Source organism: Pseudoalteromonas sp. 1181_04 (genome assembly GCF_052850545.1).
This window is the reverse complement of sequence record NZ_VXCS01000001.1, coordinates 224,783-248,989: the sequence shown is the minus strand read 5'-3', so window position 1 is coordinate 248,989 and position 24,207 is coordinate 224,783. Positions and strand designations below refer to the sequence as shown.

Here is a 24,207-nt window from a genome sequence, read left to right as displayed (position 1 = left end):
TCTTATTTTATGAATGCGCAGTTTAGCATTGTTTATCCCTGAAGAATCTTTACGCAGCCAACTTGGGCTGCGTTTTTTTGCCTGCTTATTTAGCTACAAACTTACTTAGTGGCAAAATAATCATCTAAAAATGCATTAAATGTTTGATTATCAGCGGCTTTCAACTCGCGTTCAGCAATAACTGACTGTTCTGCTTGTTGTTTTAAATAGCTGTCTGAATACACTTTATATGGCGTATCTTGATGTTGTTGCTGGTAACTTTTTGCCAACGATAAGGCAAAATAACCATTATCAATACCAGACCCTTTCAGTTGACTAACGTAGCGCCCTGAGTATGTTAATTCAGGATCTGCTATCCATTGGCTTAATCGAGTAATCGTTTCGCTGTAATAGCTAACGCCGTAAGCATTATCCATATAGGCTGCAACTTGTTGTAACTGTACGAAGATCTCTGCTCCCCACGTTGCTAGACTGCGTAAACTACCAGAGCGATTTAGCATCACTTCTAAAGCGCGACCTTGGCTTACAACCGTATCTAAATTTTCGGTGCTCCGCTGTTGCGAATCCCAATCCATTGTTGGAGAATCTTTCAATAAGCAATAAGTTAGAAAAACATCTAGGAAATGAATTTGCTCAATATCAATTCCCGTTGCTGCAAATGGATTTACATCTAGAGCCCGGATTTCAATATACTCAATACCGCCACGTAACAGTGCGTCAGTCGGTGTTTCACCACTTTTAGCATTGCGCTTAGGACGAATTGGCGAATAAAATTCGTTTTCAATCTGCAATACATTTTTATTCAATTGTTTAGGCTGGGCATCTTTATAATCAGCAAGCTGACCATAAATATCTGACGGTGAATGAATCGCACTTTTTAATCCTGCTACATATTCATCTAGTGAGTTATACAGTACTTTTAGTGATGACTGAGCACTGTTGGTATAACCCAAATTACCTAAGCGCAAAGCTGTACCCACTTCAAGATAAAGCGTACCTTTACCTAGCTTTTTAAAAGGAAGATCCGTACTACGCCCTTGTAAAAATGAATTACACAGCGCTGGCGATGCACCAAATAAATAACTGATCAACCATAGTTCTCGTTTGAAGTTACGGATCAGTCCTAAATAACCAGCCGAAATAAACTCTTGTAATGAGCCAGTATCGCCTTTAATCGTTTTTAAACTCTGCCAAAATGACTCTGGAAACGATATATTAAAGTGCACACCGGCAATCGCTTGCATCATGCTGCCATAACGATTTTTAAGACCTTCGCGGTACAAGGTTTTCATGCGTCCAATATTAGAATCACCAAATTGAGCTAATACAATGTCATCTTGATGTTCTATAAAACACGGCATACTGATAGGCCATAATAATTCATCGCCCATCTGTGATAGGGTAAACTTTTGTAAGTCTTGCAGCTGATTTAACGTTTCTTCAGCAGATTCACTAACGGGTGTTATAAACTCTAGTAAAGACTCAGAAAAATCAGTTGTGATATGCCCGTTAGTTAACGCACAACCAACCCCTTTTGGATGACCTTGCTGTGAAATTACACCGTTTGGCTTGATCCGCAACGCTTCTCTTTCAATACCGCGTTGAATGCCTTTAATTGCGTATTTATGCTGTTCTGGGGCTAGCGCTGCTAACGCTTTAGTTAAATCATGTGTAGTCAAAAATGCTTCCTCGAGCCACGTGGCCTAATCATAAGTCAATGGGGGCAAATTGATAATACTCAAGGTTTAATAGTGGCATAACTCTAATTTCCACTATTTTCCAAGAAGGTCACCGTATGTTTGTAAAGCAAACTTGCTGCGGGCAGCCAAGCTATAATAGCCAAATATTTACTAATCTTGCCATTGTAAGAGCTAATATACAATTGCTTTAATGACACCACAGTAATGCAAGATACTGACTAATTAAATGTTTGCTTGTTATGTGCAACTCATTGCTGACATTTACTCATTGCTCGTACTAGAGCAATGATATCTATTTATATATTAAGCTATTACCCGCGCACTTTTTGCAAGTTTCTTTGTTTTAGATCATTAAAAAGCTATTTAATAGCTATTTTACTCCTGTGATCACTGAACCTGCTATCATTACATTTGTATGAACTTTATAATCATCACTAATAATAAAGCATGTTTAAGGACTACCTATGCGTCGGGGTCAGCAGTTAATAAACGAAGAAGTCACCTTTTCAGATCACCAGGAGCTCGTCTCCACTACAGATATACGTGGAGTGATAACCTATGCAAATAAAGAATTTTGCAACATTGCCGGCTTCACCCTTGAAGAACTGATTGGCAAAAATCATAATATTGTTCGCCACCCAGATATGCCTAAAGCAGCATTTAAAGAAATGTGGGGAAAACTCAAACAAGGTCATTCATGGCGCGGCATGGTAAAGAATCGCTGCAAGGATGGCCGCTATTATTGGGTTGATGCATTTGTTACTCCTATTTTTGAACATGGTCAACTCGTTGGCTATCAATCAGTACGAACAAAACCGAGCGAACAACTAAAACGACGCGCACAAAGCCTATACACTAAAATAAATGCCGGTAAATCGTTGTCCTCTTGGCGTGAATGGGTCGGTGTTCGCCAAAGTGCAGCCCTACTGATTGGCTTACTTGGTTTAGTACTATTGGCAGCTTTTGTATCTATTGCTGTTGCATTGATAACCGCGTTATTTAGTTTACTAATTATGCTATTAAATTATGATGAATTAGTTTTCACACCAACAGCACTGAAACAGCTAAAGGCAGTAAATGATTCTGTATCCCGCTATGTCTATGTCGGCCATCATCCATTTAGTATTAGTGAATATAACCAGCAAATGCTTAATGCTAAATTACGTACCGTATTAGGACGAGTAAAAGATACGACTGTCACGTTTACCGGTATTGCGGCTAATCTAGACCAACAATCAGCATTAACTGAAAAAGGCATTGCCGCACAAGGACAACGCCTTGGCCAAATGGCCACCGCAATGTCACAAATGAGCGCAACCATAGGTGAAATATCGAGCAACACTCATCATACCGCTGAAAAAGTAAATATTACTTACCAAAGCTGCACTGATATAAAACTGCACATTGCAGACAATAGTGCCATGGTGTCTGACCTTGCTTTACAAGTTGAACAAGCGGCAAGTACTGCTAATTCCCTTGCAACCGAGGCGGATAAAATAGGTCAAGTAATGACTGAAATCGAAGGCATTGCAGAGCAAACCAATTTGCTGGCATTAAATGCTGCAATTGAAGCCGCGCGTGCTGGTGAACATGGCCGAGGCTTTGCGGTAGTTGCCGATGAAGTGCGTGCATTATCTTCTCGTACTCAACGTGCTACTGCACAAATTCATAGCTCTATTAAAGAAATTCAAGATACCCTGTTTAGCTGGTCCACGGTCATGAAAAACACCAAGGCGCAAGCCGATGAATGTGTAAATACCACCGGACATACCCAAGTTGAACTGGATAGCATCTTCGCGCAAATAAGTGAAATATCGCAACTAGCGACACAAATATCTGCTGCCGCCGAGCAACAACAAACTGTCAGCCTCGATATTAGCGACAACATTACACAAATAAAAGGTTACAGTGACGAGAACTTAACGTTGAGCTTTAATGTCGCTAAAGGTGCTGCACAGCTTGTCGAAGGCTCACGTAAAGTTAACGATATTTTACTGACTTTTAAGGTTTAATTAAGCGCGGCTAAATGATAGGGGTTTATCTTTAATATTTACTTTATAACTTTTTATTCGCAGCGAGTTTAAGGCCAGCATATTCACTGGCCTTAAAACTCAGTTAATCAGTTAGCGTGATGAGAACACTAAACCATTTTCGTCAGCATCAATTACTATCATGTCACCACTTTGATATTCACCTGCGAGTAACTTCTGCGATAATGGGTTTTCAATGGTATGTTGAATAGCCCGTTTGAGTGGTCGTGCACCATAAACCGGGTCAAAACCACTGGCTGCAATTCGATCAAGAGCTGCATCACTTATTTGTAACAAGTAACCCATTCCTGTTAGGCGCTCACGTAACTTGCTTAACTGAATATCTGCAATCTCTTTGATATGTTCATTAGCAAGTGGGTGGAATACTACGGTTTCATCAATACGGTTAATAAATTCAGGTCTAAACTCATTAACCAAAACCCCCATCACTTTTTCTTTTAACGCTGCATAATCGTTGTTACCGGTTTGCTCTTGAATAATATCTGAGCCTAAATTTGAGGTCATGATGATCACTGTATTTTTAAAATCAACAGTACGACCTTGGCCATCCGTTAAACGACCATCATCTAACACTTGCAGCAGAATATTAAATACATCAGGATGTGCCTTTTCGATTTCATCAAGCAAAATTACAGAATATGGACGACGACGAACAGCTTCTGTTAAGTAGCCACCTTCTTCATAACCAACATAGCCCGGAGGCGCGCCAACTAAGCGAGCAACTGAGTGCTTTTCCATAAACTCAGACATATCAATTCGCACCATCGCGCTTTCAGTATCAAACATATATCCAGCTAACGCTTTAGTCAGCTCAGTTTTACCGACCCCGGTTGGGCCTAAAAATAAAAACGAACCGATTGGCCTATTTGGATCTGCAAGCCCTGCCCGTGAACGACGAATCGCATTCGCCACTGCGACTACGGCTTCGTCTTGACCGATCACTTTATGGTGTAAATGTTCTTCCATTTGCAGCAGTTTTTCACGCTCACCTTGAAGCATGCGCGATACAGGAATGCCAGTCCAACGTGAAAGTATCTCAGCAATTTCATCTTCACCCACTTGGTTTTTAAGTAAGCTCATTTCTTGCATTTCAGCTTGTGAAGCTAAGTCGAGTTTACGTTCCAACTCTGGAATGCGGCCGTATTGCAACTCTGACATACGTTGTAGATCAGTGGCACGACGAGCAACATCTAAGTCTAATCGCGCTTGCTCAAGTTCAGCCTTAATTACTTGAGTACCTTGCAAAGAGGCTTTCTCAGCTGTCCATACTTCATCAAGTTCACGGTACTGGGCTTCAAGATCGGTGATCAGCTCCTGCATCTCAGAACGACGCTTTTGACTGGCGTCATCTTTCTCTTTAGCAAGTGCATTATCTTCGAGTTTTAGCTGGATGATACGGCGCTCTAATTTATCTAATGATTCTGGTTTTGAATCGATTTGTAGGCGAATAGACGAACCCGCTTCATCAATTAAATCAATGGCTTTATCCGGTAGCTGGCGATCGCTAATGTAGCGGTGCGATAAATGCGCTGCGGCAACAATGGCTGGATCGGTAATTTCAACACAGTGATGTAACTCGTAACGCTCTTTCAAGCCTCGAAGAATCGCTATGGTATCTTCTACTGATGGTTCTTCAACAAGCACCTTTTGAAAACGACGTTCTAAAGCGGCATCTTTTTCAATATATTTACGATACTCATCAAGGGTTGTAGCACCGACACAATGCAGTTCACCTCGAGCCAATGCAGGTTTGAGCATATTACCCGCATCCATTGCACCATCAGATTTACCGGCGCCCACCATAGTATGAATTTCGTCAATAAACAGAATCACTTGGCCTTCTTCTTTAGCCAATTCATTAAGCACTGACTTTAAACGTTCTTCAAACTCACCACGGTATTTTGCACCGGCCACCAAGGCTCCTAAATCAAGCGATAACACACGTTTGTTTTTCAAGCCTTCAGGCACTTCGCCATTTATAATACGCTGCGCGAGCCCTTCAGCTATAGCGGTTTTACCGACACCGGGTTCGCCAATCAACACGGGGTTATTTTTAGTACGCCGTTGTAATACTTGAATGGTGCGGCGAATTTCATCATCGCGGCCAATAACAGGATCAAGTTTACCTTGCTCTGCACGCTCAGTTAAATCGATAGTAAACTTTTTCAGCGCTTGACGGGTATCTTCAGCATTCGGATCATCAACTTTTTGACCACCGCGAATAGCTTGTATTGCTGCTTCTATTTTAGTGCTGGTCATATTTAAAGCGCGGAAGATATCACCCAATGGCCCTTTATCATCACACGCTGCTAATACAAATAACTCACTGGAGATGTATTTATCTTTACGCTTTTGCGCGTACTTATCGCATAAGTTGATCAGTGAAACCATGTTATTTGACAACTGCACGTCGCCGCCAACACCTTCCACTTTAAATAGCTTTTCTATCTCTTGTGATAACTTGGTATTAAGTTCATCGGCACTCACACTGGCTTGGGCTAATAACGCACGCACACTTGAGCCACTTTGCTGCAAGAGTGAATACATTAAATGTACTGGTTCAATAAATTGATGATCACGACCAAGCGCTAATGACTGAGCGTCAGAGAGCGCAGATTGAAATTTACTGGTAAATCGATCTAAACGCATAAGGGGTTACCTATTAAAAAAACTAATTACTTAATTAATGGGTATGCTCGGCACTTTGATCAAGGCTTAGGAGAAAATATACTCACTGAATAGACTATTACTTGCGCCAGATCAAAGAAGCCATACGGCCTGTTTGACCATCTCGACGGTATGAGAAGAATTGTTCGCTATTGCTAACTGTACAGTACTCACCACCACTAATATTTCTTATGCCTAGATTAATAAGCTGTGTGGTTGCGAGCAGATAAATATCCGCTAAATATTTACCATCCGCCTGCGCCACAAATGCAGTGTGATGAGATGCTGATTGTTCACAGAAAAGCGCTTTTACTTCACTGCCAACCTCAAACTTTGCAGCACCTATGGCAGGACCTAACCACGCTATAATTTGTTCTGCAGGGCTGCTAAAGTGACGCAAAGTATTAGCGATAATACCCGCATGCAAACCGCGCCAGCCACCATGAATAGCAGCCACCTCATCACCACTTTCACTGGTAAGTAAAACCGGCAAGCAATCTGCTGTCATAATTGCCAGTGGTTGATTTTTTAATCGGGTATACAGCGCATCCGCATCATAATTAGCCTGTGGGTCAAAATACTCATCCACAACAACGACTTCACTGCTATGGATCTGATTAAGCCACACCGGTGCTTTAGGAAGCTGAGCAGCTAAAAGTGCGCGATTCGTTAATACCGCTTGCTGATCATCGCCCACATGTAGGCCTAAGTTTAAACTCATAAAAGGCGCATGCGATACACCGCCCTGACGAGTTGTACTGAGAGCACCTACATTGGTTGGCGCTGTCCAATTAGGATAAAGCATTAAAGCAGCTTAAAAATCGATATTTGGATTAGCTTTGGTGTCTTCACGAAGTACGTGCGTCATGGCAACCATGTCATCAGGAATTGGCGCCTGCCAAGTCATCATTTCACCCGTAATTGGGTGTGCGATACTTAGCTTTACCGCGTGCAATGCTTGACGATTAAATTCACGTAACATTTGGAACAATTCAGGTGTTGCGCCTTTTGGTGGACGTGGACGACCGCCATAGGCTTTATCACCAATCAATGGATGATTAATAAATGCCATATGCACACGAATTTGGTGAGTTCGGCCAGTTTCTAAACGAAGACGTAATCGCGTATGCGCACGGAATTTTTCAGCAACTCGAAAATGCGTAATTGCTGGTTTGCCCTGCTCATGCACAGCCATGTGTGTACGCTGCGTAGGATGGCGGCCAATTGGTTTTTCAACCATGCCACCCGCTGTCATTGTGCCATTACAAATTGCTTCATATTCACGCGTGAAATTTTCACGCTTTTGTAATGCTTTAACTAAATGTGTTTGCGCCTGAATTGTTTTAGCTACCACCATCAAACCGGTAGTATCTTTATCTAGACGATGCACAATACCTGCGCGCGGAACATTAATGATATCTGGATAATGATGCAACAATGCATTGAGCACTGTGCCATCAGGATTACCGGCACCAGGGTGCACAACTAAACCCATAGGTTTGTTGATAACCAAAATATCATCATCTTCATAAACGATGTTTAATTTGATATCTTGCGCTAGATATTCACGTGGGGCTTCAATGCTAGTTTCAACATTGACCGTTTCACCACCAAAGAGTTTTTCTCTCGGGGTGTTTAAAATTTCACCATCCACGGTGATTTTATCATCCAAAATCCACGTTTTTATACGTGAACGTGAATAATCAGGGAACAATTGCGCCAATACTTGGTCTAGACGTTTACCGCCTAACTCAGTTGGCACCTCGGCTTGAAGAGAAATTTGCTCTGACATTAGTAACTTTACCCAATTTACCAGTGCAAGCTGTGCTCGACTGGGTTAGAATCGCTTTTAATAAAAGCATTATATAATAAGCATAGTTTACTCGGTTTTACCCACTTGGCCTAGCCGAAGACATCGAAGGTAACAAATAAAATGATAAATAGAATAGGGAAACGTGCATTCGCCATTGTTTTTACAGTTTCATTACTTGGTTTAGGTGCCTGTTCGTCAGCACCTGATGCAGAAGATATCCAACGCGTTCCTAATAAATCAGCGCAAGCGTTGTATGATGATGCCAAACAAACACTTGATTCAGGCTTGTACGCGCGTGCAATTGAGCTTTTGAGTGCGATTGATTCACGCTATCCGTTTGGGCCTATGTCAAAACAAGTACAAATGGATTTAGTCTACGCCCATTACCAAGCGGGTAATACTGAACAAGCGCTTGCAACAATTGACCGTTTTATTCGCCTAAATCCAAACCACAAAGATTTAGACTATATGTACTACATGCGTGGTTTAGTAAATATTAAAGCCGATAAAAACGCATTCCAAGAGTATTTTGGTGTTGATAGAGCCGACCGTGATGCTAATCGTACCCGTGTTGCCTTTACTGATTTATCAACCTTAGTCAATCGCTTCCCTGACAGTGGCTATGCTCCTGAAGCAAAAAGACGTTTAGTTTGGTTACTCAACAAAATGGCACGTTACGAGTTGAAAGTTGCTGATTACTACTATGAACGTGAAGCTTACTTAGCAGCAGCAAATCGCGGTAAGTACGTCGTAGAGCATTATTCTCAAAGTAGTTACTTAGATAATGCACTGGAAATGATGGAAAAAAGCTACAACAAGCTTGGTTTACCAGAATTAAGTAAACACGCTAAAATGACCCGTGAGTTAAATAAAAAGAAATAAATTAACATATACAAAAAAGGCGCTACTGATTGTTTATAAGTAGCGCCTTTTTTATGTCTGACTTTTAATCTCAGATAATAAATTAAATCGCGTCTTCATCTTCTTCAGCAGTACGAATACGTACCACACGCTCAACGTCAGTGACGAAAATCTTACCATCGCCAATTTTACCTGTTTGTGCTGTTTTAACGATCACTTCAATAGCACGGTCAACATCGTCATCACCAAGGACAATATCAAGTTTTACTTTTGGTAAAAAATCAACCATGTATTCAGCTCCACGATATAACTCAGTATGCCCTTTTTGACGGCCAAAACCTTTCACTTCACTGACGGTCATGCCAGTAATACCGACATCAGACAACGCTTCACGAACATCATCAAGTTTAAATGGTTTAATTATTGCTTCAATTTTCTTCATTATTAGTCGCTACTCTTATATTGCCAATTGAGTCGATTTTAGACAATCCTGCACTTCATAGCAAACAAAGCAATTGAATTACGGTGATTTAATCGTCAGCAATGGTATGATTATATCAATTGGAACAATTATGTTTAAGATAAGTTCCTCAAAGTGCACTGATTTACTCAGCGCCAATCCAGTACCAGAGGTGAACATGAACAAACAACAACATGGCTTTACACTACTTGAGGTGATGGTCACCCTTGCGATAGTCGGAATTTTAGCCTCAATTGCTTTTTGGAATAGCAGCGACATGCTTGAAAACAACCGAGCTGAAAATTATTTGCTGGAGTTAAAACGTAACCTCAACTTTGCTCGCGCAAAAGCAACGGGGACGGATTCACTGATCGTCGTATGCAGTGGTGATACAACTAGAATAGAAAGAGACAGAAAAGTGACCTGCTTAAATGATTGGAGTGACGGCACTATACTTGTATTTCATGATGCCAACGGTAATGGTGATTATAATCCAAAGCAAGGCGAAACTATTCTCAGAGTCATGGAAGAAGTCCCTGACAATAATCAATTAACATTTTCGGGGGATAGCTCATTAAGATTTGATGCAAGTGGCCGTATTACCTCTAACCCTGGTACATTTATCTATTGTCCAAATAAAGATAATAAAAACAATAAAGCACTGACAATCAGTCAATCTGGTACAGCTTTATATAATGGCGATACTGCGAATACCTGTGATTAAATAATATTAGTTGAACTTGCAACTGTTCCAAGCTCAACTAACATTAGAATAGATATTCTCAAAGAGTTCTCATGGATGAGAAAAATAACTCAACGCAATCCCAACTATGGCACCACGCTTATTGAAATAATGGTCGTGTTGAGCATCATCGCGATCATTACTAACCTTGCTCTTTTCCACGTTCAACCTTTCCTTGTAAAAACACGGCTGGAAAATTATACCCAGCAGATAAAAAGAACGCTGAGTTTAGCTCGTAATAAGGCTATTTCTTTAAATAGCCAAATAACTGTTTGCGCTTTAGAATCATCTATATGCGATAGTAATAGCTGGCATCAAGGGCTAACTGTTTTTGTAGATAAAGGTAAAATTGGCGTATTTGGTGCTGATGACACTGTGATTTTCGTCACTGCGGCGATTAATGAATCTGATATGCTCACTTACCCACGTAATGCAGTCACATATCGACCAGATGGCACCCCTAGAGGGTTTAATAATGGTACTTTTGTATATTGTGCTGAATATGAATCTGCAACTCTGCCCGGCCTTGCTATTTCAGTAAGTACGACAGGTAAAACAACCTTAAAAGACACTAAAGAATGTCAAGAGAGTCACTGATCTAAATTATCGGTTCAAAGCTTCCCCAAGCAATTTGTTCAACGCTAACTAGAGTAATTTTGATTGCAATAGACCTGTAAAGTTAACTGTTATTTCCCCCAACATTTACCTGGGTTAGTTTTACCGATTGCACCTGTTGCTGTTTTCAGCCCCGTATCATCAATAGTGAATGATTTACAGTCGTCATCCTGTAATACAGGCCCGGCAACTGGCGTTGCAGTAAAACTAAATGTGCCTTCATCATTGTCCACTTCAACCTTAATAGTATAAAAACCATGCTCTGTTGGTGTTGCCACCCCAAGATTAGCCAAGTTAGTGGTATATTGACGATTATCAACAAAAAATTGTTCTTGTCTGTTTGCAGCATCAAGAAGCGAGGTTATCGCCTCTGTACGTGCTGTACGTTTCACATGTTCAAAGTAACTTGGTAATGCAATAGATGCGATGATACCCAGTATTGCTACAGTGATCATTAACTCTATCAAGGTAAAACCATTTTTTTGTGCTTTTATTAGTCGTGCCATTTACTTCTCATTTTATATCTAGATTGGTTATATACAAAGCCATGCACTGTAACCAAATATATTCACTATCATAGGTCCGTATGTCATTGAATGCAATTATTGGCTGAGTTAAAGCACACTCCCAGCGCCATAAACTCTACACAAGTCATTCATAATAAAACACACAGGTAATTCTGACTAACAATTCCGAGATTATTGAGAAATAATATCTTGCTTATATACATAGGTTTGCCGAACCCTAAAGCCAAACCCCTGAACTGATGTATCACTAATCAATTTTATGTGACCATTTTCGTCAAAGGTAAGCTCTGGTCCTAAAAGCTCTTGAGGTATAAAAGCTTCGCTAGGTTGTTTTGATCCTTTCATTTGGCTGGTATTCAGCCAAGGTCCAACAAGCAGAAACTGACTTTTCTCTGTGACTGGCTCCAGCGTATCATCGCAAAGTTTGTCATGATTTTTATCTTCGCATTGCTCACTCGCTCCAAAGTAGAGCTGTGGTGTATCTGGTAATTCATGGCGGGTTAGATAAGCTAACTGCTCATATACTTTGGTTCCGTAATGTAAATGAAAAGCATACATTGCCCCTTGCCCACTACTATTTATACACTGCTGAGCTTCGGTAGCAACAGCTGGAGTATAACTTGTAAAGTAGGCAATCCCACCTATGACGGTCGCAGCTGCCAAAGACTTTTCACCTAACTTAGGTAAGTTGTAATACCAACCTTTAAAGCGACTCAGCTCCACCTCTAATTGATTAAACCCCTCAATATCGTCGAGTTTAGTCGAAAATGGATCCGAACTGACATCCATTAAATGGTCAATCTTAATCGGTTCTGGTATACCATTGACAAACTTGCCTGTCACAGTATTAATATCCCGAATCATATATAGTTGGTCCTGAACGTCCGAAGCCATTGGTGCTGCACGGTCACCGCTGCCGATTAACACAGCATCGAAGGGGATATCTTCACGTACTTTAAGTTGTTCACCATTATAAAAAACACGGCTAACCCGGCTAAATACAGTCCTAGCAACCATAGGCTGATTTAAGAAACGCCGATTTTGAGCGGCTCCATTACCACTGAGCTCGGCAAGCTTAAAATGTGTCCATAACTTGCCCTCTGGCATATCCACTCGCCACACATTACCTCCCGTATCAGCAGCATAAAGACGATCAATATAACCATCATAATTTGCATCAAATACAGCTACATCGCCAGCAATGCTATCGACACCTTTAAAGCCATTTTCAGGTGTTAACGACCACACTTTTTCGCCAGTACTAGCATCTACAATATAGATTCCTCGTCCTTGGTTATCTGAATGTAAATATTCATTGTCTTTATTTGTGTCATAGCCTGCGGCAAAAATTAGTACAGGCTTATTTTCAAAGCCTGCTAATTTGATATAAGTCACCACAGGTTTAGACCAAGTTTGCCCTAGCTCTTTAAAAGGAGCCCTTCCCCCTTGAATTGGGTTACTCCAAAGAAGTTTCGGTGAGTCTGGTTTCGATATATCAAGTCCATAGTAATTTCGTCCACCTCGACGTTGCCCGAAAAACGCCCAAACACGATCATCATCATTGATAATACCATTACTATTTTTGTCGTCTATAAACAAACTAATAGGACCATCTACACCATAAATTTTACGGTTTGCTTGATTAACTCTGAGGGACTTGAGAATGCCATAAAGGCTACGAGGTATAAATGCCCAGCTTTCAGCTAATGTATCATTTTTATCTTGGAACATATGTAAAAAGCCAGCATTTGTGCCTATTAGAATCCTTATATCTCCGTTACCATAATCAATTGCGACTGGTTTTGAGTGTAGAGGATCACCAAAGATATTACTACGTGACTCGGTTCGATTATCGTTGTTGTTTTCATCATCAACATCGACTCCTCTAGCCCAGTTTATAGTTGCCTCTAACTGTAATGGCGATTCATTAAATAACTCATCAAGCTTACCTACATCAGCTTGTAATTTGGCAAATGTAAAAGGCACTAAACCAGCGAGGGTATCCGTATAAATAGTTCGTTCTGCATATTCTGATAACCAATAATTGACTCCTCCTGCAAGCAACTCCGCTCCATCATTCGGTTCGCCTCCAGGAAGCCAAAAAGTGCGACTATCTTGGTTTATTTTACCTTCATCATCCAAAGCGATATTACCTGTAGCATCGATGATTTGCGTACCAGAGACTTTTAATTTCTTCAAGTTACCCAGCCAACGAGGTCCTAGTTCTGGTCGAAACATTGTTAAATAAATACTATCTAGATGGCGAGTTCTATCAGCGTTATTTGCGACAATAGCAGGTGAAGTAAAATTAGCATCCACATCACGTACCGTTTTCATCGTAGCTGCAAAAGCATCATCAAGTTCATCTATTGATTCAGCTAAAAAATACTGACCGCCACCTTGCTTTGCTGTTTCAATTAATACTTGCTCTGCATAAAGAGGCATAGCAAAACCAAATCCTACTGTGTGAATTTTGATTGTATCTATTATTGTAGTTTCTGGGTAAGCGTCATAGTCATCAATTCCTTGGCCATGTAGAACCTTAGCAACTATCGGTAAGTAAGTATTTTTAAATTTTACAGCTGGATATCCATACATAGCTTGATGAAGCTGTTTAATATCGTTCACTCGGCTATTATCTAACAATGGAAGACTTTCGGTAAGTGATATACCGTCAGTGATCAATACTACATTCACTCGGCTTTCACAGGGCAGAGCAAAGCTGTCTAACAACTTGAAGGGAGAAATATACTGCCCTTTTTTTTGAATACGAATATCAATTAGGTTTAACAGATTTAGGTGATCATAACCTATTTGTCGGCCGTGCAAATAAAGTAAAGCTTCATGTAGCATTTCAGTCATAGGGCTTAAGTTAACTAAGGAAAGAAGATTCCAATTATCTATTGTATCAATAATATCAGCATGATCAGCGCCAAAGCCATGTGCTACATAACCACCAGCAGGGCCTACTAATAAACCATCTATGTTAAGCATATTACTTAAATTTAAGCTTAGTGGGCCAGTCGATTTTATAAGTGCAAAGTCAATATCAGGATTATCATTGATTAGCTTTTTCATCGCTTTCTTTGCCGCTGAAAGCCGTGTCTCTGGGCATAACTTGATTACTCCTAAGAGTCCTTTACAGTGCTTATTACTGTGCATAGGTAAAGCCATACTTAGCGAGTTATCAAACACAAGTAATACCCGTGGCTTATCATTACTTTCTAAATGATAAAGTTCGATATCATCAGCAATGCTAAATTGACTGGTTAAAAAAAGTAAAATGCCTAATAGAAGACTTGTAACTCCATGAGTGAACTGAGACATAGCGACCATCCTATCCATGTGAGAATCTTTTAGATACAAAAACTCATACAGAAGACGTCTCTACATCCTGCTGAGTACTACTTTAGTACAGCATAGAATTTAGATTTAACAACATAAATCAATCACATTTTTGTACAAAAAAAGCACAGCAAATCATTTTTAACTATACCTAATTGATTAGACTAAAATAATATAACAACAGATATTATGGTGTTTTTTAGATTAATTTATCTTCGAGGAATGATGGTTGAGCTAACTCTATGTTTAAGAATAAATGACTTATGGAAGATTATTCAATACCGTTTAACATTTCTAATCTAATACTTTTCATGATGAGAATAAATGTGCATTGCTTTATTCAGACTTACTAAAAGAGAAGAGTAAAGCACGGCTTTGCTACATTTCGTAGCAAGCCGTGTATTTAAAAATACTAACAGCTACTTATGGTTATCATTTACTTCGCGCTTATAGATAAAAGTTTGTTGTGTTTTAAAACCAAAGCCAATTGGTACGGCATCACTAACAAGTTTAATTTTGCCATCTTTATCAAATGAAATACCAGGACCAAGAACTTCTTTGGGTTTAAAAGGATTGCCAGGGTTTTCATCACAGTTATCTGTACAAATAGGCTTTTTAATGCCTGGACCTATTAGTAAAAACTGACTTTGTTTTTTTACATCTACTTCAGTGTCTTTAGGATTATCTGGATCTTCTGGATTATCTGGATTATCTGGATCTTTATTTTTTGGCTCAGCATCACATTTTCCATTATTATTCTTATCAACACACGAAGGTCCTTCACCAAAATATAACTGAGGTGTGTCTGGCACATCATTACTGGTTGTGAAGCTTAATTGATCGTACACTTTAGTACCATAATGTAAGTGAAAAGCATACATAGCACCTTTGCCACCACTTAGTGAACATTGATTAACGGTTTCTGTCGCTGATGCAGGTGTGTAAGACGTATAATATGCAACGCCACCAATAACGTTTGGAGCAGCTAAAGATTTCTCTCCGGTTGCGGGTAAGTTATAATACCAGCCTCGTTTGTTACTGAGCTTCACTTCTTGTGCAGTGAACTTATCAATATCAGCTAAGCTGTTACCAAACGGATCGTTATCTACGTTCATCAAATCGTTCGCAGTGATCGCTGTAGGGATCGCATTATCAATAAACGACTTAGTAACAGTATTATTATCGCGGATCATAAATAGTTGATCTTGAACTGAGGTAGCCGTCGGTTTTGAGCGATTACCACTGCCAATAAGCACCGCATCAAACGGCGTATCTTGACGTGTTACCACCGTTTTACCATTGGTTGTGGTATTTGTTACTTTACTGTACATAGTACGCGCAATCATTGGCTTATAGAAAAAACGACGATCTTGCGTAGCCAAACTATTGCCTAAATCGGCTAATTTAAAGTGGCTCCACGGGTTAGTGTTATCATTAGGATTATCTGAGGGCATATCCACTCGCCATACCGCACCTCCCGTATCTGTTGCATAGATACGATCTACGTAACCATCATAATCTGAATCAAGTGTACTAATATTGGCGGCAATACTGTGCTCACCTTTAAAGCCACTTTCAGGTGTCAACGACCAAACCACGCTGCCCGATTGCGCATCAACAATAAAAATACCGCGACCTTTCTTATCATTAGTGCGAGCAACATTATCTTTGTTAGTATCATAACCTGCACCAAAAATCAGCACGGGCTTGTTTTTATAACCGGTCAAATTAATAAATGACACTGTTGGTTCAGACCACGTTTGCGCTAACTCTTTAAAATCGCCTGTTCCACCTTGAATTGTCCACATTAACTTTGGCGAGTTAGGGTTAGTAATATCTAATCCATAATAATAATTACCACCTCGACGTAAGCCAAAGAAAGCCCAAACCCTGTCACTACCATTCACTTTACCATCACGATCTTTATCATCAAAAAATACCGATATAGGTCCATCAACACCATAGACTTTTGTATCGGCTTGGTTATTGCGAAGCGGATCAATGATTTTATAAAGACTTTTAGGAATAAATGCCCATGTCTCATTAACTTTGTCGTCTTTATCTTGGAACATATGCAAAAAACCTGCATTCGTACCAATCAAAATTCGAACATCACCATCACCATAATCGACAGTGACTGGTTTTGAATGCAGTGGATCGCCAAATATGTCTTTACGTTGATCGCGACGAGAGCCATCTCCGTCTTCATCATCAACATCGATCCCTCTTGCCCAATCAATGGTACTTGAAATATTTGTACTACTTATACCAAAGCTATTTGCAAGGGCCAAAGTGCTCCCCAAGGCTGAAGTAAGTGCATTATTGTTAAACTCTACTAAACCACTACTTCCCGCATCTGTATAGAGTGTACGTTGCGCTAGCAGTGATAAATGAGAATTTACCCCGCCACGTTGTACATTATTGCCATCAGCTTCTTCATTACTTGGCAACCAAAAAGTCTTGGTCGATTTATCAATAAGGCCATCATCATTTAGTGCAGGAAGATTATTTAAACCAACTATTTCAGCGCCTTTAACTTTCAGTTTCTTTAAGTTACCACGCCAACGTGCACCTGATTCAGGGTAAAACATCGCGTAGTAAATTGACTCTCTACTGCGAGTTTGGTCAACGTTGTTACTTGCTAAAGAAGGTGAAGTAAAAGTGTCGTTCACCGACCGGATCTGGGTAATAGTATTCTTTAATGCTTCAGATAGCTGCTCTGAGGTATCAGCATGTAAATACTCACCACCACCCAGCTTGGCAGTCTGATCCAGTAAGTCTTTACCACTTGCGCTCATTCCAGAGCCAAAGCCGATTGCATAAACACGGCCAATATCATCTACTTTTGGTGTATTTGGATATAAATCGATTTTTACATCTTTAGTACCATGGATCACCTTAGCTAATGCCGCTAAATAGCTACCACTTACAACGGGGCCATTGCTATTATTAAAGTAATAACGATGTAAATTATTAATATCACCGTTGCGATTCGAGTCATTCGATGGGTCACCATCGGTCATCAAAATAATATTGACTGAATTATCACAACGCTCAGGCTCACCTTTAACTGGCTCGAAGGGTGATTTATATATACGACCCGATTCAGCGGTAAAGTCACGATCATTCGTATTAGTACCGTAATAAACAGAGCTCCCTGTAATATACAAATAGGCTTCCCACAGGGTTTCCGCTAGAGGTGTTGCACCATCAGCAGGTAATTTTTTCACTTCATCGAGCACAGTTTTACGTGATGAGCCTAAACGCGCCATCACGTACCCACCATTATCGCCATTAAAGCGCATTAGGCCAAAATCAATGTCCTCATTATCGTCAACTAAGTCTGAGATAGCATTTTTAGCAACCCCTAAGCGGCTGTCGGAACATAGTGTATATTTCCCTGATGAGTAATTATAACCACAACTATTACCGGTTTTGGTCGAAAATGCCATACTACCAGAGGTATCGAAAACTATTAGGACACGCGGCTTTTCATTTATTTTAACATTATGATTTACATATAATTCAATGTCTTCAGCATAGCTTTGCATACTCAAGAGTACCGCAATACTGAGTGAAATATTCGTAACTAACTTTTTAAACTTCATCATCTTTACTCACTCACTTAGCCACCAGTATTCAAACTTGCCATTTCCTGGGCGATGCCTGACGTTACTGTTATAGTATGTTTGCTTTTTGAGCCGTACGTTATAGTGCTGTTCACTTGCACCATGTTGCACGAAATGCCAGCTGTAAAATTAAATTTTCGAGGACAAGGTAAATCTAATACACCATTATTTAAATTACTCATTATATTTGTCGTATCGTCAATTTTAGGTAACTCAATAGTGCCACCGGGTATTTGAGCTTGCGTGTATAAAAAATGGCTTGTGCCACCTTGAGTTGCTTCAGTAGCAATGACTTGTTGTACATCACCCATGAGAGCATTTTCTGCTTCTTCGCGCTCAAAGGCTGCATTGGTAATTTTCATATCAACACTACTACTGCTCATCAGCGTCACGGCAATACCTGTAACAGCAACTACCATGATGAGCGCTATAATTAACACCACACCTTGTTGTTTGCTTGCAAATTTTAAATGCGCCATAAGTTTGCCCCCACATTATTTAAACGAATAGTTGTTGTAAATAAAGCCCGACGAAACCGATCATTAAACCTAAGCACTCGTTGATCTGCATCCTCACCCAAAGTATACGTTTGGTTTAGCTGATTTAAATCAGCATCCTCATGAAGAGCTCGCACTAAAATAAATACTTGCACAGTCAGAATACCTCGGCGATTTTCCCAATCTGTTGGTGTCATTTTGCTAATGCTTCGATAGGTATCCACGCGGTTGTCGTTATTGGTATCTAAACCAAATAGAAACCGCATATTTTCAACTCCTTCCATGATGGTTTCAGGATTCATGCCACCATTTGGGGTTAAACGACGACGCATCAGTACTGGTACATCGATATTTTCACCATTAAATTGAAAAGGTTGTTCGTCTATATAATAAACATGATGGCGATAACGCCAAATCGTCGCATTACCGTTAATAGTCCCAGCGGCAATGGGCCCACGTCTAAATTCAGCACGCTCTTGCTCGGCAATAAAATAGTACATGTTGGAACTGGTATCGGCAGGAGCAATTTGTAAACCCTCTAAAAACTTCACCTGTAAAATATCGGTATTATCTTGTGAATCTGGAATACAGTTAAGCTGTGCACCGCCTGTAGATTCAATAGCATACACAGAACGAAAATTACTGTTTGCGCTAAAAACAGGAAAACTACCATTATTAAGACCTTCAGAACAATCCGGAGTCGGATTTGCTAATGTATTCGTGTTTTCTTTCGAAAATGAATCTTCATAAAATGTACCCCAAAAACCTATTTGCTCAATATCACGTTGCATAATATTCAGCGCTAAACGACCGGTTTCTTGTAACTCGCCGATCGTCATCGTATCTCTAGTCGTTACTTTCATGCTGATATAAGTGAACATCACTCCGCCAAGCACTAAACCACCGATAAACAATGCGACCATCATTTCAACTAAAGTGAAACCTTGCTGCTTCATATTAGCTCCTTAAGTAAATGTAACTTTTTAATACCATGATCCGACGATTATTATTATTCTCGCCACACGCTAGCTTTTGGGTATCTGCATTTGCGGTGATCTCTTGGCGCCCTTGCCAACTAACTACGACTTCAATATCAAACGCTTTACCATTACTATTAGCTACAGCTGTATTATCTATACATACAGTTGCGCCGTCTAAAGCGCCGGTATTTTCTCGTGCTTGTATTGCACGGATCCATTGTTGGCGATCTAGAGCAGCTATTTGAGCTGAGCTACATGTGTCGGTGTAACATGTTCTAGACTGCTTAAGTGCTGTGTTACTGGTGAATGTGCCATTATACTGAGTGATTGACGCAACTCGGTCATTTGCTCGTATCCGTTGAATAATGTCATTACCTAAAGCAACTGCTGCTGCTCGTTGCATAGAGTCGAAGCTGGCTTGTTTTGCTTTTGCTTGTAGTGCGACCGCACCGAGCAAGCCAAAGCTTAAAATCACAAACGCAATTAAAACCTCAATTAACGTAAAACCATGTTGCGATGTATGCTTGATGGACCTCATAGTACACCCAATATAAAACTATCTGATTATAAGGATATGCTAATAATATGTAGATACAAGATGGGTTAGGATGAACGGTTATATTTGTTGATGAATGGTTAACTATGCATTTTTGCTGCAAAATTTAATGTGTTTAAAGATGCTCTTTTACTGATTTATAGGCGCGTCTACTTACTGGTAATAAACAACTACAACCTTCTAATAAAACCACATGACTGCCATCTTCAGCTTTTTTTAGAGCGATTAGCCGGGACAGATTGATCACTATCTTGCGGTGAATTCGTAATAACTGTGTAGGATAATCCTGCTCAAGTTGCTTTAAGCTTTGATCAAGCAGTGCTTCGCCGTGAGTGAATATCAAACGCGTGTATTTATCTTCCGCTATCACATAACATACCTCTGCTAACGCCACACTTCTGGTCACGCCTGCAAGTTGATAACTGATTGCCGCTGGACGTTGCTTTTGTAGATGGGCGCGCGTTAAACGGCCTAGTTGATCTATTGCTTTTGCTAAATTTTGCTCCGTCACAGGTTTTACTAAATAACCCGCAGCACTGAGTTGCAATGCTTCTAAGGCATGCTCAGGATGAGCGGTGACGAAAATAATAGCTGGAGGGACAGACAACTTATTCAATTGTGTTGCAACTTCTAAACCGCTCATAGCAGGCATATCAACATCCAGAAATACAATATCAGGAGCCTGCAGCTTCACTTGTTGCAAAGCCTCGTTGCCATTACTTGCTTGTGCTGCATGGTTATAGTCTGGGTAATGAGCAAGTAATCGCTGTAAGCGAGCACGTGCTAATGGCTCATCATCAACTATGAGTACCTTCATGCTTGCTCCTTGGCATTATTAATAACCAGGGGCAGCACTAACTTGACCCGAAAAATATCACCTCGTGTTGTCATTGTCAGCTTTGCATGACCTTGATAATAAAGATCTAACCGCTGGCGAATATTATTCAGTGCCATACCATTTCCTGAGCGTTTTTGCTGCTGCGACGAGATTGGGTTTTCAACTAAAATGACTAACGAGCGTTTACTAATATGTAACTCGACATAAATTATAGCGCCAGTCAATGAAGGCTCAACACCGTGACAAACAGCATTCTCTAGCAGTGGTTGTAATGTTAAGCACGGAATAGTTATCTCTGGCAATTGCTCCGGTAATTGCCAGTTGACTTGTAAACGATCAGCAAACCGCCAACTTTCAAGCGCAATATATTGCTGAGTCAGTGCTATTTCATCACTTAGTGCAGTCTCTTTCCCCACTCGCATTGCCGCTTGAGATAATGCCGCGAGCGCTAAAATCGCTTGCTCTGCAGCTTGAGGATCATAATGTGTAAGCTCCGCTGCGGTATTGAGGCTGTTGTATAAAAAATGCGGACGAATACGTGCCTGTAAGGCATCTAGCTCTGCGCGAGCCAACGCATTAGTTTGCTGGTCTTTTTCAAAATGAATAGTTAAAAATTGAATAAATAATGCGGTGACTAAAAAAGCGACTAATAAGTTTCTTAAAATAAACTGATAAGTATGTTGTTGTGCAATAAAGTCGCCTCCATAGGCCACTAACAATCCGCTGAAAACCGCCGTTGTAAGTAGTAATGAAGCCATTAAAGCACTTAATTGCCAAGGCTGACTCAAGTATGCAAGTGGTTTACGTAGTAAGTAAAGCCAAGTTAGACTAGACAAAAATGTGAGATGTAAAAACAGGCTGATCCCGCCGAGGCGGATCCAAATATCATCCGCAGTTGCAGGAGCGAAAGCTAGTATAGTGGCGATAACTTGCGCAACGACTAAAGTAGCAAGTACGCCGCGTTCTTTAAACAGCGCCGCAAAAAGCAAAGTATTGGTTTGCACCGACTTGCTCATTGCGCGCTCCTTAAAAATGTCCTGTCAGTACGCTAAGGTTAGCGTAGCTCAACGGGTACAGCAAATACGATATTTTCTACTTCGCCTGGGTTTTCAATAACCTGTTTACCGCCTAATTCTTTAAGGCGGTTAATCACTTGTTGTACAAGCACTTCAGGGGCTGATGCACCCGCGGTAACACCAACCGCATTGACATTAGTAAACCATTGATCTTCAACATTACTGGCGTCATCAATTAAGTAAGCAACAGTACCCATTTTATCAGCAAGTTCACGTAACCGATTTGAATTTGAGCTATTTTTAGCACCAACAACTAATAACACATCTACTTTATCAGCTAAGTCACGTACCGCATCTTGGCGATTTTGTGTGGCGTAACAAATATCGTCTTTACGTGGGCCATCAATCGCTGGAAACTTACTTCTTAAGCCATCTATAACATCTGCGGTATCATCTACCGATAATGTAGTTTGGCTACAATAAAATAAGTTATTTGGATTTTTCACGTTTAGTTTGGCAACATCTTCAGGCGTTTCAACTAAATAAATACCACCTTTAGCGTTATCGTATTGCCCCATGGTGCCTTCAACTTCAGGGTGACCATGATGACCAATTAAAATACACTCGATACCTTTACGACTAGCGCGGGTCACTTCCATATGCACTTTAGTGACCAATGGACATGTTGCATCAAATACTTTTAAATCTCGACGCTTAGCTTCACTGCGTACAGCTTGTGACACGCCATGGGCACTAAAAATAACAATGCTGTCGTCTGGCACTTGATCCAATTCTTCAACAAACACCGCACCACGTCTTTTCAAACCATCTACCACGTAGCGGTTATGGACAACTTCATGGCGCACATAGATCGGTTTTTCAAAGATATCTAACGCACGTTCAACGATACTAATCGCACGGTCGACTCCCGCACAAAAACCGCGCGGATTTGCCAATAAAATTTCCATTACCCGTTCACCTCTAAAATATCAACTTCAAAAGTTAAACGTTGACCTGCAAGCGGATGATTAAAATCGATGGTCACAGACTCACCCTGCACTTCACGAACAACTCCTGGTAATTCGGTACCATCAGGTTGAGTAAACGCAATAATAGAGCCAATTTTTGCCGGCGTTTCTGGGCCAAACTTACTACGGTCTACATAGTAAATATTATCTGGGTTTGGTTGACCAAAAGCATCTTCTGGCTCAAGTTCAAATGACTTGCTGTCACCAGACGCTAAACCAAATAAGCATTTTTCAAAGTTAGCCGTTAGACTACCATCACCCATCGTTAATTTTGCAGGCTTATTATGCACTTTGGTTGAATCTGCCGCAGAGCCATCCGATAGCTTAATTGAGAAATGAAAAATAACCTCTGATTTTTCACCTATAACTGCTTGGCTCATGCTTTTTGCTCCTTAGGACTTTCGCCAGTAAAGGCATCAAATAATAATAATGCGGCACCAATACAAATCGCACTGTCGGCAATATTGAACGCAGGGAAATTCCAGCTTTCATAATAAAAGTGTAGAAAGTCAATCACATAACCATGGCTGATACGGTCATATAAGTTGCCAATTGCGCCCGCTAATACTAACGAATAAGCACTGCATAAAATTTTATTAGTGGCAGGTAAACGCTTTAGCCACCAGATCAATAATACGCTGATTGAAATAGCAATAACGCTTAAAAACCAACGTTGCCAACCACCCGCTTCACTTAAAAAACTAAAAGCTGCGCCATAGTTATGAACATAGGTTAGATTGAAAAATGGCAATATATCAATTGATTCGCGTAAATTCATGGTTTTAACAACCAGTGTTTTACTGGCAAAGTCTGCTACTAAAAGTAGCAAACTTAACCAAAGCCACACTAAACCACTTTTTTGGGCTAGTTTGCTCACTTCCT

General features: G+C 40.4%; 20 protein-coding genes. 4 read left to right on the top strand and 16 right to left on the bottom strand.

What is annotated here, in order from left to right; all coding sequences use genetic code 11:
• Window positions 1–101: 101 nt before the first annotated feature.
• Window positions 102–1,679 (bottom strand): glutamate--cysteine ligase, encoded by a 1,578-nt coding sequence (gshA, locus tag FW757_RS01075; protein ID WP_182740351.1) that lies wholly within the window; start codon window positions 1,677–1,679, stop codon window positions 102–104.
• A 485-nt stretch (window positions 1,680–2,164) separates the two neighbouring features.
• On the opposite strand from gshA, the gene FW757_RS01070 reads away from it, so the two are divergent.
• A complete protein-coding gene (locus FW757_RS01070; protein ID WP_446440757.1) occupies window positions 2,165–3,712 on the top strand; it encodes a methyl-accepting chemotaxis protein in 1,548 nt (515 codons plus the stop codon).
• Between the two features lie 111 nt (window positions 3,713–3,823).
• Here the strand turns inward: FW757_RS01070 and clpB are convergent, their stop codons facing one another.
• The 3 genes from clpB to rluD form a co-directional block, all read right to left on the bottom strand.
• Window positions 3,824–6,400 carry an ATP-dependent chaperone ClpB gene (clpB, locus tag FW757_RS01065; RefSeq protein ID WP_149980795.1) on the bottom strand — a complete coding sequence of 859 codons (2,577 nt, stop codon included), beginning with the start codon at window positions 6,398–6,400 and terminating at the stop codon, window positions 3,824–3,826.
• A 97-nt stretch (window positions 6,401–6,497) separates the two neighbouring features.
• Complete coding sequence (gene pgeF, locus FW757_RS01060) at window positions 6,498–7,223, bottom strand: peptidoglycan editing factor PgeF (RefSeq protein ID WP_145237218.1); 726 nt, start codon at window positions 7,221–7,223, stop codon at window positions 6,498–6,500.
• A 9-nt stretch (window positions 7,224–7,232) separates the two neighbouring features.
• A complete protein-coding gene (rluD, locus tag FW757_RS01055; RefSeq protein WP_145237221.1) occupies window positions 7,233–8,210 on the bottom strand; it encodes a 23S rRNA pseudouridine(1911/1915/1917) synthase RluD in 978 nt (325 codons plus the stop codon).
• 141 nt (window positions 8,211–8,351) lie between these two features.
• Between rluD and FW757_RS01050 the strand changes: the two genes are divergently transcribed.
• Complete coding sequence (locus FW757_RS01050) at window positions 8,352–9,113, top strand: outer membrane protein assembly factor BamD (protein ID WP_149980797.1); 762 nt, start codon at window positions 8,352–8,354, stop codon at window positions 9,111–9,113.
• A gap of 82 nt (window positions 9,114–9,195) precedes the next feature.
• On the opposite strand, the gene glnB is transcribed toward FW757_RS01050, so the two are convergent.
• The gene (glnB, locus tag FW757_RS01045; RefSeq protein WP_145237227.1) at window positions 9,196–9,534 is read right to left on the bottom strand and encodes a nitrogen regulatory protein P-II; all 339 of its coding nucleotides are present in this window, start codon (window positions 9,532–9,534) and stop codon (window positions 9,196–9,198) included.
• A 196-nt stretch (window positions 9,535–9,730) separates the two neighbouring features.
• On the opposite strand from glnB, the gene FW757_RS01040 reads away from it, so the two are divergent.
• Window positions 9,731–10,276 carry a GspH/FimT family pseudopilin gene (locus tag FW757_RS01040; RefSeq protein ID WP_446440791.1) on the top strand — a complete coding sequence of 182 codons (546 nt, stop codon included), beginning with the start codon at window positions 9,731–9,733 and terminating at the stop codon, window positions 10,274–10,276.
• 75 nt (window positions 10,277–10,351) lie between these two features.
• Window positions 10,352–10,891: a GspH/FimT family pseudopilin gene (locus tag FW757_RS01035; RefSeq protein WP_182794087.1), complete on the top strand. Its 540-nt coding sequence runs from the start codon at window positions 10,352–10,354 to the stop codon at window positions 10,889–10,891.
• An 89-nt stretch (window positions 10,892–10,980) separates the two neighbouring features.
• Here FW757_RS01035 and FW757_RS01030 read toward each other — a convergent pair whose 3' ends face one another.
• From FW757_RS01030 to lspA, 11 genes are all read right to left on the bottom strand, one after another.
• Complete coding sequence (locus tag FW757_RS01030) at window positions 10,981–11,415, bottom strand: type IV pilin protein (RefSeq protein ID WP_182797447.1); 435 nt, start codon at window positions 11,413–11,415, stop codon at window positions 10,981–10,983.
• A 192-nt stretch (window positions 11,416–11,607) separates the two neighbouring features.
• Window positions 11,608–14,763, bottom strand: coding sequence for a PilC/PilY family type IV pilus protein (locus tag FW757_RS01025; RefSeq protein WP_404687415.1), 3,156 nt, complete (start codon window positions 14,761–14,763; stop codon window positions 11,608–11,610).
• Between the two features lie 437 nt (window positions 14,764–15,200).
• Window positions 15,201–18,389 carry a pilus assembly protein gene (locus tag FW757_RS01020; protein WP_182797458.1) on the bottom strand — a complete coding sequence of 1,063 codons (3,189 nt, stop codon included), beginning with the start codon at window positions 18,387–18,389 and terminating at the stop codon, window positions 15,201–15,203.
• A 17-nt stretch (window positions 18,390–18,406) separates the two neighbouring features.
• Window positions 18,407–18,889 (bottom strand): pilus assembly PilX family protein, encoded by a 483-nt coding sequence (locus tag FW757_RS01015; protein WP_182794084.1) that lies wholly within the window; start codon window positions 18,887–18,889, stop codon window positions 18,407–18,409.
• A complete protein-coding gene (locus tag FW757_RS01010) occupies window positions 18,877–19,863 on the bottom strand; it encodes a PilW family protein (RefSeq protein ID WP_182794083.1) in 987 nt (328 codons plus the stop codon). Before FW757_RS01010 ends, FW757_RS01015 begins: the two co-directional genes overlap by 13 nt.
• 1 nt (window position 19,864) lies before the next feature.
• Window positions 19,865–20,425, bottom strand: a complete 561-nt coding sequence (gene pilV / locus FW757_RS01005) for a type IV pilus modification protein PilV (RefSeq protein ID WP_182794082.1) — start codon at window positions 20,423–20,425, stop codon at window positions 19,865–19,867.
• Between the two features lie 133 nt (window positions 20,426–20,558).
• A complete protein-coding gene (locus tag FW757_RS01000) occupies window positions 20,559–21,260 on the bottom strand; it encodes a LytR/AlgR family response regulator transcription factor (RefSeq protein WP_446440756.1) in 702 nt (233 codons plus the stop codon).
• Window positions 21,257–22,297 carry a sensor histidine kinase gene (locus FW757_RS00995; protein ID WP_446440755.1) on the bottom strand — a complete coding sequence of 347 codons (1,041 nt, stop codon included), beginning with the start codon at window positions 22,295–22,297 and terminating at the stop codon, window positions 21,257–21,259. Before FW757_RS00995 ends, FW757_RS01000 begins: the two co-directional genes overlap by 4 nt.
• Before the next feature lie 38 nt (window positions 22,298–22,335).
• A complete protein-coding gene (ispH, locus tag FW757_RS00990; protein ID WP_182717083.1) occupies window positions 22,336–23,265 on the bottom strand; it encodes a 4-hydroxy-3-methylbut-2-enyl diphosphate reductase in 930 nt (309 codons plus the stop codon).
• Window positions 23,265–23,705, bottom strand: coding sequence for an FKBP-type peptidyl-prolyl cis-trans isomerase (gene fkpB / locus FW757_RS00985; protein ID WP_145237262.1), 441 nt, complete (start codon window positions 23,703–23,705; stop codon window positions 23,265–23,267). The genes ispH and fkpB overlap by 1 nt, the downstream gene beginning before the upstream one ends.
• Window positions 23,702–24,202, bottom strand: a complete 501-nt coding sequence (gene lspA / locus FW757_RS00980; RefSeq protein WP_145237265.1) for a signal peptidase II — start codon at window positions 24,200–24,202, stop codon at window positions 23,702–23,704. The genes fkpB and lspA overlap by 4 nt, the downstream gene beginning before the upstream one ends.
• Between the last annotated feature and the right edge of the window lie 5 nt (window positions 24,203–24,207).